Here is a 14,564-nt window from a genome sequence, read left to right as displayed (position 1 = left end):
CTTGCGGGAGAGGTCGGCGCGAAAGCGCCGGGTGAGGGCTTTCTCCTCTTGGGGATTGTCCCATTGCGGAAACACCCTCTCCCCAACCCTCTCCCGCAAGCGAGAGAGGGAGCACACCTTTTCCCTAGCGGCGAGCCAACCTCTCGCGTTCGAGCTGCAACGAAGGCCGCCCCTCTCCTACCGCCGCGCGAGGCTGCAGCCGCTCGAGAGCTGGCGCGTCGATCCGGTCGAGCCGTCGTTGGACTGCGACGGGAATTCCTCGAACGGCGAGTTCTGCTTGCCGGTGTTGAACTCGAAGATCTTGCGGAACAGGCCCGGCGCCATTGCCGAGATCGGATTGACGCGCATCACCGGCGCGGCCGGTGTGCCGACGACCTCGTAGGTCACGCCGATCAGCCCTTCGTTGTTGCCGCCGCCGAGGAAGATGCCGAACAACGGGATCTGGCCGAAGATGTTGTTGACGCCATACATCGGTACGAAGGTGCCGCTCATGCAGACCTGGTTGCCGGGATAGTCGATCGAGCCCTCGATGGTGGCGCCGATCATCGGCCCCTTGACCACGCCGTCGCGGATCGTGAGCGCGCCGTTCTGCCGGGTGAACTCGGCGCGCAGCGCGCTGAAGGAGACGCCGTTGCCGGTCCCGTTCGGCGCGCCTGCCGCGACGCGCTCGAGCTGCGCCTCGCCCTTCACCGTGAAGTCGCGCACATTGATGAGGCCCTCGCGCGCCGTGTTCGGCTCGGAGGTCGGCGGCTCCATCGCCACCACCATCTGGCCGCCGACCGCCTTGGTGTAGGTGTCGGTGAAGCGCAGCAGCGCGCCGGCATCGTTGGTCTGGAGGTAGATCACCTCGCGGTTGCCCTGCGCACGGCCGCCGCGTAGATCGGCTGCCACCGGCGTGTCGCGGCCGATCTTGCCGCTGAGTGTGAAGGCTTTGATCGCGCCGTTGCGTTTCGACATCTTGGCATCGACGCTGCGCATCGCCTCGCCGTTGAAGCCGGCGACGGCACCGAGCTTCACGTCGATATCGAAATCGACGTTCTTCATCTTGTTCTTGCCGTCATCCTTCGAATTGCCCGAGATTGCCGATTTCAGGAAGCCACGGCCATCAAAGACGTCGCCGCGCATGGTGCCGCGCAGCACGCCGTCCTGACCGCGTTCGGCCTTCAATGAGGTCTTGTCGCCGTCAGACGGCGAATAGGTCGGAAAATTCACGTTCATGAGCTCGCCGTTCGCATCAACTTCAAGCGAGCCCTTGATCGAGGCGCCGCCGCCTTCGATGACGATGTCTTCCAGCCGCGTCGATTGCGCCGTCGGCACCACCTTGAAAGTGGCCTTGCCCGATTTACCCGGCAGCTTGACCCAGCCGGGCAGAATGTTGTCGAGCCTGACCGAAGTCAGATCGGCCTCGACGCCGAGCTTCGTCGTCTGCTCTGGACCGCTGGCGATCTTGCCGGACAGCTTGATCGGCAGCGATCCGCTGACGGCGGGGCTGAGATCGAAGCCGAGACGTGCGCGGCTGGCATCGTCCAGCGTCGTCTGCAATCTGACATCCGCATCGCCCTCGGCCGGCTTGCGATAGTCGAGCGAAGCTGCCTGGCCGTTGATCTTGACGTCGCCCTTGACCTGATAGCCCTGATTATTGGCTGATATCTTGAGGTTGTTGGCCTCCAGCTTCTGGTTCATCACCAGCTTGTCGGCGGCAAAGCCGTTGAGCTCGGCGGTGACGGCATAAGTGGTGTCAGCCTTGGTCAGCTCGCCCTTGACCGGCATGCCGAGCTGGATGTTCGCGGAGAACGTTCCCTTGCTGGTGTTGGGATCGACGACTGTTGCCGACAGATCGCTCAGCCGATCATTGGCAAGCATCTCAGCGGCTGCAGGCACCGGGCCTTCGACACGGAACCTGCTCCGCGACGGCGACGGCTTGGGCGCCATGTCAGGTACCTCGAACACGAAGTCGGAGATCGTGACCTTGCGACCCGAGGGCGTATCCGCAACGCCCTGCCCGATGTTTACGGTCGCGGTGCGCCCGGTCACGCGCGCCTTCAAATCAGCATCGCGCACCACCGGCATGCCATCCACGGGGCGGACTGCGACGCCGCTTGCGACGATATTCACCGACAGGCCGTCGTCCGGAATGGGCGGGCCCTTGCGCGGCAGGTTCCTCGTCGGCGAGTTGACGCCGATCTCGATGCGCTGCAGCGTTCCGCGCTCGATCCGTTCGATCACCCATTCACGCAATTCGGGGACGATCAGCGTCGGCCACATCCGCTTCAGGGCGGAGGCCGACATCGGCGTTCCTGCAAAGCCGAGAGTGAGCCGCGGCTCGCCGGAATAGTCGATGGCCCCGGTGCCGGCGACGCCGATCTCGCCGTTGGAGACATCGGCCTGTGTCAGCAAGATGCGCTTGTGGTCGGTGTCGAAGCGGAAGCCGATGGCGATGCGGTTGAAGACGAGCGGCGGCTCGTTGTCGATGCCGCCGAGCAGGATCGAACCGCCGCTGAAGCCGAGCTGCCAGTCATTGGTCGTGCCGTTGGGCGGCTCCAGATGACCCAGCAGCGTCAGGCGGTTCGCGCCGGAGAGAATCTTGAATGGTGCGACCAGCACCCGCCGGTTCGCATCCCACTCGAGATTGATCTCGGCCGAGTCGATTGCCATGGGATAGTCGGGCGTGTCGGTATCGATGATGTTGCCGGCGCCGACCGCGATCTTGCCGCGGAAAAACGTCGGCACGCCGTCGCGGCCGAGCTCGCCCTTGAGCTCGCCCGTCAGCGGCAGGTCGGCGGTGTAGGTGAGGTCCTTCACCCGCAGCGCCAACAAGATGTTGGAGGTCGAGACTTTGTCGGCCTTGATGTCGACCGAGCGCACGCCGTTCTCGGCTGGGCCGATCGTGGCGCGCAGCATCCACGGACGCACGCCCTCCTCGCCGAGGCTGAGCGCGACGCCGCCACGGCTCGGCCGGCGCAGGCTGAGCGTGATGTTCTCAAACGACCATTTGCTGCCGCGCTGCTGATCGTCGACGATCAGATTGCCGTTCTTCAGACCGATCTCGTTGAGGTTCTGGCCGTCGAGTCCGGTCATGCTCAAACTGTCGAGCCAATCGAGTCCCTGGAGGATGCCGCTCTGCGCGGTCGCCTGCGGTGTGGCCTGTGATACCTCCGGGCTCGCAGGCGCGGTCGCGAATGGCGGCGGCGGGACACCGTTACGCGGGAATGTCGGCGGCAGGCCCGCGTCCTTCTTGGACGCGACGCCGGTCGCCAGCGGCTTTGCGGTATCGCCGGCGGACACAGTGACGGTGCCGTCAGGCGCAATGCGGATTGCGAGCTCGGCATCGACGAGATTGAGGCTCTCGGCACGGAGGTGCCCCATCAAGAGGGCCGCGCCTGACAGCTTCACCTCGGCCTTCGGCGCGCTGGCGACGATGGCGTGATCGCGATCGCGAACGATGATGTCCCGGATGCGGACGGCGATGCGGACCCGCCCGGCGCGCTCGATCTGGGTGCCGCCGATCTCAACCGTGTTGCCGTGGCCGATATTGTCCTCGATCGCGGCGGCCAGCCACGGCGTTGCGATGTCCAGATTGATGGGACCGGCGCCGAGCCGCCACCACAGTGCACCAAAGCAGCCGACAAAAATGACGATCAGGGTGCCGACGACCACGCCCATGCGCTTCAGCCAGCGACCGCCACCCACCCAGCGGCGCAACGCGCCGAATCCGTCACCGAACCGATGGAAGCCCGAACCGGAACGCGCCAGCAGCCGGCGTGCGCGATAGCCCGCCGCCGCTTCCTGATCCGGATCCCAGTCGGCGTCGTCCCATTCCTGCGGCTCATATTGGCCGCCGCGCCGATCGAAATCCCGGTTGTAGTCCTGGGGCGACGTATTCCTTGCCATTGCCTCTCGATACAGGCGCCCATCATAGGATTGAGCGCCGCCGGGACCGCAGCCGTTCGCGGGAGGTGAAGCTCCCTGCGCCGGCACTGCCGCCATACCTCGAATATTCCTGCTGTTCGTCATTTCGCCCCGGGAGCGCGTTCAACGAGCAGTGGGGTGGTGCGTGGAATTCCTTGTAACCATACTCCGGCGTCGCCAGACTTGCCCAGCCGAGGGCGCGATTCCGGCACGCCGGACGAGAGCTGCAATACCGCTTCGGTTGACCCGCCGAAAGCGTCGAAAGGAAGGCGTATGTCCAAGAAATCCCGAAAGAAATCGTCCAAAACGTCCTCCGGCAGTCCGACCGCCAAAACGAAGACCGCAAAAACGCGGGCATCAACTCAAGCAAGGTCCGCGAAAACACAGCGGACACCGGCAAGCAAATCAACCGGGACCATAGCAAAAGCAGGATCACATGAGGCCGCATCGAAACAGTTAAAGTCATCCAAATCGGCCTCCCCACCCGCTGCGGCGAAGTCGGGCTTGGCCGAGGGCCAAAAGGCCCCCGCGTTCCGCCTGCCCCGCGACGGCGGCGACGTGGTCACATTGGCGGACTATGCCGGCCGAAAGCTCGTCCTGTTCTTCTACCCCCGGGCCGACACCCCCGGCTGCACAAGGGAGGCGATCGATTTCACCCGCCTGGCCGGCGACTTCGCTGCCGCCGGCACCGCCGTGCTCGGCATCTCCGCCGATCCGTTAAAGGCCCAGGAGAAATTCCGCGACAAGCACAAGCTTGGCGTGCCCCTCATCTCGGATGAGAAACATGAGATGCTGCAGGCCTATGGCGCCTGGGGCCAAAAATCCATGTATGGCAAGAACTTCCTGGGGATTCTTCGTACCACGGTGTTAGTCGAGGCCGACGGCAAAGTGGCCCGGGTCTGGCGCAATGTCCGGGTCGACGGCCATGCCTATGAGGTGCTGGAAGCGGCAAGAAGTCTTTAACCAGTCCTTTAAATTCGAATGCTCCCGTTTCCGGAAAATTAACCATGACCGGCCCAGATTGCTGCGGCAATTAGGCCGCAAGGAACCCATCCGACCGGCGCGGGAGTGCCGATGTCGAAAAGTTCTGCCCAATATTCGCAGTACCCCAAACATCATCCACACGACCACGGACGGGCCTTCCAGCGCCGACCGGCCGCCGCGGCGGCCGCAACCGCGATTCCCCTTCCCGCGACCGACGATGCCTACACCATCGTCCATGCCGGCAAGCAGGTCCGCTTTGGCCCCGTGGTGTTCTGGATCGTGGTCGGCACGATCGTGCTGCTCGGGCTGTGGTCGGCCGCGACGGCCACCTATTTTGCGTTCCGTGATGACGTCCTCACCCGGCTGATCGCCCGCCAGGCCGAGATGCAATACGCCTATGAGGATCGCATCGCCGAGCTGCGCGCCAAGGTCGACCGCACCACCAGCCGCCAGCTGCTCGACCAGGAGCAGTTCGACCAGAAGCTCGACCAGATCATGAAGCGCCAGACGGCGCTGGAGTCCCGGGCGACGGCGCTCGGGGCCATGCCTGACGTGACCGGCTCGATTCCCCGCTCCGCCCCGCAGCGCGGCGATTCGAGCCAGACCACGCCAAAGCCGTCGCCGATCAGCGACACCGTCATCTTCGTGGCGCCGCCGGATCGCGAAGCACGCCTCGAATCGCGCGCGCCGACCGTCGTGGCGGCGCCGACCAGCCAATTCGCCAAGAACCAGGGTTTCGACAACGTCCTGGTCCGGCTCACGACGTCGCTTGATCAGGTCGAGCGGCGCCAGATGGCGGCGCTCAACGCCGTTGAGGAAAGCATGGATTCACGCATGCGCCGGATGCGCGGCGTGGTCAGCGATCTCGGCTTGAACCTTGCCCATCTCGAAGACGCCGTGCCGCGCACCGCGATGGGCGGGCCGTTCGTCCCCGTCAAGCTGACGGCCAATGCCGGCCCGTTCGAGAAGCAGCTCTATCGCATCAACACCACGCGCGCCGAGATGGACCGTCTCAACCGCACGCTGGCGCTGGTGCCCTATCGCAAGCCCGTCATCGGCGAGGTCGAGTTCACCTCCGGCTTCGGCGTGCGCAGCGATCCGTTCCTGGGCCGGCCCGCGATGCACACCGGCCTCGATTTCCGCGCCGCCACGGGTGACCCCGTCCGCGCCACCGCCTACGGCAAGGTGGTTTCCGCCGGCTGGTCCGGCGGCTACGGCCGCATGGTCGAGGTCGACCACGGCAACGGGCTTTCGACCCGCTACGGACATCTCTCCGAGATCAATGTCAGAGTCGGCGAGATCGTGAAGATCGGCCAGGTCGTCGGGCTCGTCGGTTCGACCGGCCGTTCCACCGGTCCGCATCTGCACTATGAGACGCGCATTGAAGGCGAAGCCGTGGACCCGCAGAAATTTCTGCGCGCCGGCGTGCGGCTCAGCGCGGGCTAAGGCTTGCGCTTCTCTCTTTCGGAGCGGGAGAGCCAGACGCAAACCGGCGGCCGGGAGCTCACGCGCCACGGCGCAGCAAGCCGAGTGCACGCCCGTCAATCACCAGCAGCGCGCTGCCAATGACGATCGCGCCCGCGATCTCACGCGTGGATATCGGCTCACCCAGCACCAGCCACCCCAGCAGGATGGCGGTGACGGGAATGAGCAGCGTCACCAGCATGACATTGGTCGCGCCGGAGCGTCGCAGGATCTCGAAGAAGACGATGTAGGCCAGCGCCGTCGACAGCGCGGCGAGGCCAAGCACGGCGAGCCAGGTCGTAAGGCTCGGTACCGATAGCTGCCATGGCCGTTCTATAACGCCGGCGACGGCCGCCATCATCACGGCCGACGCCATCAGTTGAAATGTCGCCGTCCCCAGCGGCGCTGCGTCCTTCAGCAATCGCCGTGCCGCCAGTGCCGCAAAGCCATAGCTCAATGCGCCGCCGAGGCAGAGCAGGATGCCGAGCCCCTGCCCCGGCCTCGTCTCGAAGCCCCATCCGCGCAGAAGGATCACGCCGGCAAGGCCCAACGCTACGCCGGCCACGCGGCGGATCTGCAAGGCCTCCTCGCCCGCTGCAATCATCACCACCACCGTGAACATCGGCGTGGTCGCGTTCAGGATCGACGCCAGCCCGCTCGGAATGAACGTCTGGCCGATCACGATGAGCGAGAACGGGATGACGTTGTTGAGCAGCCCGATCGCGACGAACGGCGTCCAGCCAGTCAGGTCCTTGGGAAAGCCGATCCCCTGCATGCGGAGCAACGGCACGAGGATGGCCGCGCCCAGCGCGACACGCAGGAACACCAGCGTCAGCGGCGGCAATTCCCGCAAGGCCGCGCCGTTGAAGAAGAACGAGCCACCCCAGAGGATGGAGAGCACCGCGAGCAGCGACCAGTCGCGCGCATCGATCCGGTTGTCGTTCACTGTCATGTGCGGCGCATCGAGAAGCTGTGGCAATCAGGACTATACGGCCCCAATCGACCGGCGAGCGAGGTCTATGGCAGCCCACCTCGGGCGCGGTTAGACCCCGTCCCGCGCGGTGAGGATTTCACCGACAGCTGTTTCGGCTTGCTGCCAGTCGGTAGCCGGAACAACCTTCAAGGCAGCATCGAACGATCGTGTGCGTTGTTCGTGCTCCCTTATCAATCCCGGCAAATCGATTTCTATCTCGGACGAAAGACAGCCTGACACGACCTGATCGACCCGGGCCGCCATCTGCTCCATGAGCCGGTCGTGAAACGACTTCATCCCGTCGATGAATTCGGCTCGCGACATTTGATGCGAGCCGAGAATCGCTGACCACGCCGGTTTCCCCTGGAATTGTCGGTCGCGGTTATCCCATTCGATGTGCACACGCTCTTCATCGGACCAAATTGCGATATCGGCAGGCGGAGCTAGGTAGGAACTATCAAGATGACGCTTTCCGCTCCACGCGACCGCCGCGTCAGCGAATTCATAGAGGCGATCGGCATCAGGGGCGCCGTCGTGTCTCTCACACCACACGTCACAAGCATTTCGCAAGATTCTCGCCCGTTCGCCGGAGACGTAGGGTACGAGCGGAGCAGGAACTGTCTCGAGGATGTAGGGGAGCATGTCCATCAAGTCTTCGTAGAGACGAACGACTTGATAGCTACAATAGCGCTCTGCAGCGACGCCCCGCGCGTGATCGCTGTACTCGAACAGCGAGGCTTCGCCGGCTTGTATCCAATATTCGCCGTAGGTTAAGCCGAACCAATGGAGGCGATAGCTACCCGGCTCTCCCCAAGGGACAATCTCTTCGACGGGCGCGAGCGTGAAGTTAATCAGCACGAGGAAGCCTAGCTGTGCGGACGGGGACACATAGACCTATTCTACGGCGATGAGATTTCCCACCCGATTTCCGGCAATAGATCCGCGATCAGTTTATTTCGGCCGCGACACCAACTCGATCATCCGCCCCTCATCATCATTTGGCATCGCCGCCCTCGCCTGCGCGTAGGCCTCGACCGCGGCGCGTGCGACCAGCGGCTTGTCGGCCAAGAGGCTCTCGGCAAGCTTCACCGCATAGGCGGCATCCTTGTGCCGCAGCGCTGCCGTGAAGGTCGCGCCGCTGAAATCGCGGGCGACCATGCGCTTGGAGTGGCGCTGCACCTGGGGGCTTGCGGCCACGCCTGCCTGGATCGACTCCAGCACCAGGTTCATGTCGAGCCCAGCCTGCTCGGCGATCGCGAGCCCCTCGGCGAGACCGGCGATCTGGATCGCGCCCAAGAGATTGTTGACGAGCTTGTAGACCGTGCCGGCGCCGACCGGGCCGAAATGGCGGATGGTCGAGCCGATCGGTTCGAGATAGGGCCGCGCACGCTCGAGATCGGCCGCATCGGCGCCGGCCAGCAGCGTCAGCTTCCCGGCGGCCGCCGCGTCCGGTAATCCCGTCACGGGGCAATCGATATAGATCAGCCCGCGCGCGTTCAGCTCGCGGCCCATCTCGCGGGCGTGGTCATAGGAGACGGTGGAGCACTCGATCGCGATGGTGCCGGCCTTCGCGGTCTTGGCCGCGCCGTTCGGCCCCAGCCAGACCGCGCGCGAGGCCTCGTCGTCGGCGACCATGGTCACGATCGCGTCGGCATCGATCGCAGCGTCCTCAGGCGAGGTCGCCCAGAGCGCACCGCGCGCGATCAGGTCTTCCGCTTTTGTCTTGCTGCGATTCCACAGCATCACCGTGTAGCCGGCATCGAGATAGCGGCCGGCCATGCCATGGCCCATCCGCCCCAATCCGATGAAGGCGACGCGGGCCATGATCAGTCCACGTCCTCGACGTCGCCGGCAGTTGTGCCGAACGCGCGCTGCGCCAGCGTCGCCGCCATGAAGTCGTCGAGCTCGCCATTGAGCACACCCGAGGTGTCGGAGGTCTGCACGCCCGTGCGCAGATCCTTCACCATCTGATAGGGCTGCAGCACGTAGGAGCGGATCTGGTGGCCCCAGCCGATGTCGGTCTTGGCAGCCTGATCGGCAGCGGCCTTCTCCTCGCGCTTCTTCAGCTCGATCTCGTAAAGCCGCGCGCGCAGCATGTCCCAGGCCTGCGCCCGGTTCTTGTGCTGGGAGCGCCCGGCCTGGCAGACCACGGCGACGCCGGTCGGAATGTGCGTCAGGCGCACGGCGGATTCGGTCTTGTTGACGTGCTGGCCGCCGGCGCCGCCCGAACGCATGGTGTCGGTGCGGACGTCGGATTCCTTGATGTCGATCTTGATGCTGTCGTCGATGACGGGGAAGACCTGCACGCTCGAGAACGAGGTGTGCCGCCGCGCGTTGGAATCGAACGGCGAAATGCGCACCAGGCGATGCACGCCCGCTTCGGTCTTCAGCCAACCATAGGCGTTGTGCCCGGAGACCTGGATCGTCGCCGACTTGATGCCGGCCTCTTCGCCCTCGGACTCTTCGAGATATTCGACCTTGAAGCCGTGGGTTTCGGCCCAGCGCGTGTACATGCGCAGCAGCATCTGCGCCCAGTCCTGGCTCTCGGTGCCGCCGGCGCCGGCATGGACTTCGAGATAGGAATCGAAGCGGTCGGCTTCGCCCGACAGCAGCGCCTCGAGCTCGCGCCGCGCCACTTCCTTCTTGAGGTTCTTCAGCGCAGCTTCGGCTTCGGCAACGACACCGTCATCGCCCTCGGCCTCGCCGAGCTCGATCATGCCGATGTCGTCTTCGAGCTCCTGCTCGACCTTGCCGATGCCCGACAGCGCGTCCTCCAGCGAGGTGCGCTCCTGCATCAGCTTCTGGGCTTTCTGGGGATCGTTCCAGAGGTTGGGATCTTCTGCGAGCTTGTTCAGCTCAGCGAGGCGCGCCGTCGATTTCTCGACGTCAAAGATGCCTCCTCAGCAGCCCGACTGACTGCTTGATCTCTTCTACCAACCGTTCGATTTCGGCGCGCATGTTGTTCTCTGGTCTCGCGGAATTAGCCCGCGTGCAATTCGAGATGGGATGTAGCGGCGGCAGCTGCAAAGCGCAACCGCCGCTGCGACAAACGTCTGTCTTGTCCTAGGCGTTAGTACAGCCCGCCGGTGCCCGGCCGCATGAAGAAGCCGGAATCCGGCTGCTGCTGCTGCGACGCCGGCATGCGCCCGTCGGCATCGGCAACGCCGATGACCGCGTAGTTGTCCGGTGGCGCCGTGCCCGGCTTGAAGGCTTCGAGGATGGTTCCGCCGGTCTCGCCGGGGCCGGCGCGCATGCCGGTCTTGGCGACGACGCGCACGAGCTTGATACCGGCCGGCACCTTGAACGGCACGGCGGGCTTGTCGGCAAGCGCCAGCTTGAGGAAATCACGCACGATTGGCGCGGCGAGATGGCCGCCAGTCGCCGCATTGCCTCTGCCGAGCGGACGCGGCTTGTCATAACCCATATAGACCGCGACCGCGATGTCCGGCGAATAGCCGACGAACCAGGCGTCCTTGGCCTCGTTGGTGGTGCCGGTCTTGCCCGCGATGGGCTTGCCCACGTCCTTGAGTACCGTTGCCGTGCCGGCCTGGACCACGCCTTCCAACAGCTCGGTGATCTGGTAGGCGGTCATGGAATCCAGCACCTGCTCGCGGCGGTCGATCAGCTGCGGCTCGGGCTGGTTCTTCCAGCCACCAGGCGCGTCGCAGCCGCGACATTCGCGCTGGTCGTGCTTGAAGATGGTGTGGCCGTAGCGGTCCTGGATGCGGTCGATCAGGGTCGGCTTCACCCGGCGGCCGCCATTGGCGAGCATCGAATAGGCTGTGACCATCCGCATCGCCGTGGTCTCGCCGGCGCCCAGGGAGTACGACAGGTAATTGGGCAACTCGTCATAGACACCGAAGCGCCTCGCATACTCGCCAATCAGCGGCATGCCGATATCCTGCGCGAGGCGCACCGTCACAGTGTTACGCGACAGCCGCAGCGCATTACGCAGCGTCATCGGTCCGTTATATTTGCCGGCATCGAAATTCTCCGGCCGCCACACGCCAGCGCCCTGGCCCTGGTCGATTTCGATCGGAGCATCGAGCACGACGGTCGACGGCGTGTAGCCGTTGTCCAGCGCGGCCGAATAGACGATCGGCTTGAACGACGATCCCGGCTGCCGGTAGGCCTGCGTGGCGCGGTTGAACTGGCTCTGGTCGAACGAGAAGCCGCCGACCATCGCGAGCACGCGGCCGGTCCAGGGATCCATCACCGCCATCGCGCCGGACACTTCGGGAATCTGGCGCAGCCGGTACTGACCTTCGACCGGCTGTCCCTCCTTGGTGTAGAGCGGATCGGCATAGATCACGTCGCCGGGCGCAAGCACCTGCGACACCGCCGTCGGCGTCTTGCCCTTTGCGCCGCCCTGCACCGCCCGCGCCCAGCGCACACCGTCGACCGTGACGATGCCGGTCTCGCGCTGCTTGCTCACCGCGCCGCCAAGCTCGCGGCTGGGCTGAAAGCCGATGCGCGCCGATTGATCGCTGGTCTCCAGCACGACCGCCATGCGCCATGGCGAGATGTCGGAGAGCGATTTGATTTCCGCGAGCTTCACGCCCCAGTCGCCCGAAATATCGAGCTTGCTGATGGCGCCGCGATAGCCCTGCTGCTCGTCATAGTTCACCAGGCCGGCGACCATGGCCTTGCGCGCCATGACCTGGATCTTCGGATCGAGCGTGGTGCGAACCGACAGGCCGCCCTCGTAGAGTTTCTTCTCGCCGTAACGCTCGAAGATGTCGCGGCGGACTTCCTCGGCGAAATATTCGCCAGCGAAAGTGTGGGCGCCGTTGGAACGGCTGGTGACCGCCAGCGGCTCCTTGCGCGCCTTGTCGGCATCGACCTGCTTGATCCAGCCGTTCTCGACGAGACGGTCGATGACGTAATTGCGGCGCTCGATGGCGCGGTCGCGGTTACGGACCGGATGCAACGTCGCCGGCATCTTCGGCAGCGCCGCCAGATAGGACGCTTCCGCCACCGTCAGCTCGTTCACCGACTTGTCGAAATAGACGAGCGAGGCAGCCGCGATGCCGTAGGCGCCGAGGCCGAGATAGATTTCGTTCAGGTATAGCTCGAGGATCTTGTCCTTCGAGTAGGTCTTCTCGATGCGCATCGCCAGCAAGGCTTCCTTGATCTTGCGGGCGAAGGAGACCTCGTTGGTGAGCAGGAAGTTCTTGGCGACCTGCTGGGTGATCGTGGAAGCGCCCTGCGGACGACGGTTGGAGCCGTAGTTCTGCAGGTAGAGCAATCCGGCGCGGGCCATGCCGGTGTAGTCGATGCCGCCATGCTCGTAGAAATTCTTGTCCTCGGCGGCCAGGAACGCGTTGATCACGAGCTTGGGCACCGCCTGGATCGGTAGATACAGCCGCCGCTCCTTGGCATATTCGCCGAGCAGCGAACCGTCGACCGCGTGCACACGCGTCATCACCGGCGGCTCGTAATCCTGGAGCTGAGAGTAGTCTGGCAAGTCCTTGGAGAAATGCCAGATCAGGCCTGCCACGGCCCCGACACCGACAAGGAACACCACCGTTCCCGCGGCGAACAGGAAGCCCATGAACCGCACCAGCAAGCGCATTATCTGTTTATCCGTTCAAACTCTGGATCAGCCCAGTATCAGCCTAGTATCGGTCCCTTGGCACCCCAAACTGGCGCCAACCTCACGTCGCGAACTCGCCGGCTTACGCAATCACATCAATGCCGGACTTAAGACGCTTGCCGAACAGGATTCTCGCCGATTCCGGAACCCCCTGCGGGGTTTTTATAAAGCGTCCGCTGTGGCCAAACTAGGGCCTTTGGGGCGGGAGGGACAAACCCATTCAGTTCGACGTCCCGGCTGTGGCCATCCGCTTGGTCAAAAATCCGTCGATCGCCTGTGCCATCGAGCCCACGGCGCGCGACCGCCACCCTTCGGAGACCAGGTGCTCGAGGTCTCCCTTGTTGGAGACATAGCCCATCTCGACCAGCACGGAGGGCACATCGGGCGCCTTCAGGACCCGGAAGCCGGCGGACTTCAGGGGATGCTTGTGCATCCGCACCGTCTGCTTCATTTCACCCATCAAGAGGCGAGCAAAACGGTTTGAAAAGGTGCGGGTTTCCCGCTGCGTGAGGTCGATCAGGATGTCGGCGACGTCGGTCGGCTCCTCCGCGAGGTTGAAGCCGGCGATCGCATCAGCCCGGTTCTCTGCATCGGCGAGCCGCTGGGCTTCGGCGTCGGACGCCTTGTCGGAGAGCGTGTAGATGGTCGCGCCTTGCGCATCGCCCTCGGCACGCGGCAGCGCATCGGCATGAATCGAGACGAACAAAGCCGCCTTGAGATTGCGAGCCATCTTGGTGCGGTCATTGAGGGGAATGAAGGTGTCGTCGTCCCGCGTCATGACCACGCGGTACTTGCCTGCCTTCTCCAGCTTGTCGCGTAGCGCCAGGCCAAAAGCCAGCACCAGGTTCTTCTCGCTCTCGCCGCCGGATTGCGTCCCGTTGTCGATGCCGCCATGGCCGGGATCGATCACGACCACCGGACGGCCATCGGCCTTCTGCTGCGCGGCTTCCGGAGCCGTCGGGCTGGGAACCGTCGCAGGCGGCGCTGCCGCGATCGCGGGCCGCAGTTCAGGACGGCTTTCGGGGGCAAGCGACGACACGAAGGCGGTGCGATCGACCTCCTCCAGCTCGAGCACGAGCCGAGCCGGTTGGCCGTTGGCCGCCTCCAGCACGTAGGAACTGGCGATCTTCGCCGGCCCGGTCAGATCGAACACGATTCGCGAGCCACCGGGCATGACGAGCCCGTAACGGAAGGCCTTGACCAGCCCCCGCCCCCCGCTTCCGGTACCGGCGGGCAGCTGAAAATTGACTTGCGGCACGTCCACCACCACACGGTAGGGGTCGGCCAGCGTGACGGCGCGGAAGGTGACGGTCTGGTCGAGGTCCAGGATGAAGCGGGTCTGCTTGCCATCGCCGGCCAGCCGGGCGGCCGAGGCGACTGGAAAATTCGCTGCCGCAACAGCGGGTTGCAGCTGGCTTTCCGCAGCAATGAGGCGCGAGGAATCAGCGCACGGCAATGCCGCGATGCACAGCAGCACACTTCCCAGCAAAACCTGTCGATTTGTGCGGCTCGCCACCGATTCCGTGCCTCCGAGCAGCCCTCTTAACGCAATAGAACCACAGGGTTAATCGCTCCTTAATGACGGAGTTGCGAAACTCGCCGACTGTGACCGCCGTGCGACGCTCCCTTGCACGGATG

9 protein-coding genes are annotated in these 14,564 nt (G+C 64.6%); 2 read left to right on the top strand and 7 right to left on the bottom strand.

Going from position 1 to position 14,564, the window contains the following annotated elements:
* Positions 1–177: 177 nt before the first annotated feature.
* Positions 178–3,987 carry a DUF3971 domain-containing protein gene (locus YU9_RS0107580; protein WP_027572259.1) on the bottom strand — a complete coding sequence of 1,270 codons (3,810 nt, stop codon included), beginning with the start codon at positions 3,985–3,987 and terminating at the stop codon, positions 178–180.
* Positions 3,988–4,182: 195 nt separating this feature from the next.
* Between YU9_RS0107580 and YU9_RS0107575 the strand changes: the two genes are divergently transcribed.
* Both YU9_RS0107575 and YU9_RS0107570 read left to right on the top strand, forming a co-directional pair.
* Entirely contained in the window at positions 4,183–4,872 is a 690-nt protein-coding gene (locus tag YU9_RS0107575; RefSeq protein WP_084298920.1) for a peroxiredoxin, read from the top strand.
* A 111-nt stretch (positions 4,873–4,983) separates the two neighbouring features.
* Positions 4,984–6,339: a M23 family metallopeptidase gene (locus YU9_RS0107570; protein WP_027572257.1), complete on the top strand. Its 1,356-nt coding sequence runs from the start codon at positions 4,984–4,986 to the stop codon at positions 6,337–6,339.
* Positions 6,340–6,397: 58 nt separating this feature from the next.
* On the opposite strand, the gene YU9_RS0107565 is transcribed toward YU9_RS0107570, so the two are convergent.
* The 6 genes from YU9_RS0107565 to YU9_RS0107540 form a co-directional block, all read right to left on the bottom strand.
* The gene (locus tag YU9_RS0107565) at positions 6,398–7,309 is read right to left on the bottom strand and encodes a DMT family transporter (protein ID WP_027572256.1); all 912 of its coding nucleotides are present in this window, start codon (positions 7,307–7,309) and stop codon (positions 6,398–6,400) included.
* 90 nt (positions 7,310–7,399) lie between these two features.
* A complete protein-coding gene (locus YU9_RS0107560; RefSeq protein WP_027572255.1) occupies positions 7,400–8,218 on the bottom strand; it encodes a DUF5984 family protein in 819 nt (272 codons plus the stop codon).
* A gap of 63 nt (positions 8,219–8,281) precedes the next feature.
* The gene (locus YU9_RS0107555; protein WP_027572254.1) at positions 8,282–9,154 is read right to left on the bottom strand and encodes an NAD(P)-dependent oxidoreductase; all 873 of its coding nucleotides are present in this window, start codon (positions 9,152–9,154) and stop codon (positions 8,282–8,284) included.
* 2 nt (positions 9,155–9,156) lie between these two features.
* Positions 9,157–10,288, bottom strand: a protein-coding gene (gene prfB / locus YU9_RS0107550) for a peptide chain release factor 2 (RefSeq protein WP_156951744.1) whose coding sequence is annotated in 2 segments (ribosomal slippage) — positions 9,157–10,218 and positions 10,220–10,288 — 1,131 coding nt in all. Because the reading frame shifts where the segments join, the coding sequence is not laid out codon by codon here.
* A 112-nt stretch (positions 10,289–10,400) separates the two neighbouring features.
* The gene (locus YU9_RS0107545) at positions 10,401–12,905 is read right to left on the bottom strand and encodes a penicillin-binding protein 1A (protein ID WP_027572252.1); all 2,505 of its coding nucleotides are present in this window, start codon (positions 12,903–12,905) and stop codon (positions 10,401–10,403) included.
* 241 nt (positions 12,906–13,146) lie between these two features.
* Positions 13,147–14,442, bottom strand: coding sequence for an N-acetylmuramoyl-L-alanine amidase (locus tag YU9_RS0107540; RefSeq protein WP_027572251.1), 1,296 nt, complete (start codon positions 14,440–14,442; stop codon positions 13,147–13,149).
* Positions 14,443–14,564: the final 122 nt, after the last annotated feature.

The organism is Bradyrhizobium sp. WSM1743 (assembly GCF_000473065.1).
GTDB lineage: Bacteria > Pseudomonadota > Alphaproteobacteria > Rhizobiales > Xanthobacteraceae > Bradyrhizobium.
Note: the sequence above shows the minus strand (reverse complement) of the source record. Positions and strands in the feature narration are given on the sequence as shown.

Coding starts and splice junctions, on each gene's coding strand:
- YU9_RS0107580 (WP_027572259.1), bottom strand. CDS start 3,987: ATGGCGGCAGTGCCGGCGCAGGGAGCTTCACCTCCCGCGAACGGCTGC.
- YU9_RS0107575 (WP_084298920.1), top strand. CDS start 4,183: ATGTCCAAGAAATCCCGAAAGAAATCGTCCAAAACGTCCTCCGGCAGT.
- YU9_RS0107570 (WP_027572257.1), top strand. CDS start 4,984: ATGTCGAAAAGTTCTGCCCAATATTCGCAGTACCCCAAACATCATCCA.
- YU9_RS0107565 (WP_027572256.1), bottom strand. CDS start 7,309: ATGACAGTGAACGACAACCGGATCGATGCGCGCGACTGGTCGCTGCTC.
- YU9_RS0107555 (WP_027572254.1), bottom strand. CDS start 9,154: ATGGCCCGCGTCGCCTTCATCGGATTGGGGCGGATGGGCCATGGCATG.
- YU9_RS0107545 (WP_027572252.1), bottom strand. CDS start 12,905: ATGCGCTTGCTGGTGCGGTTCATGGGCTTCCTGTTCGCCGCGGGAACG.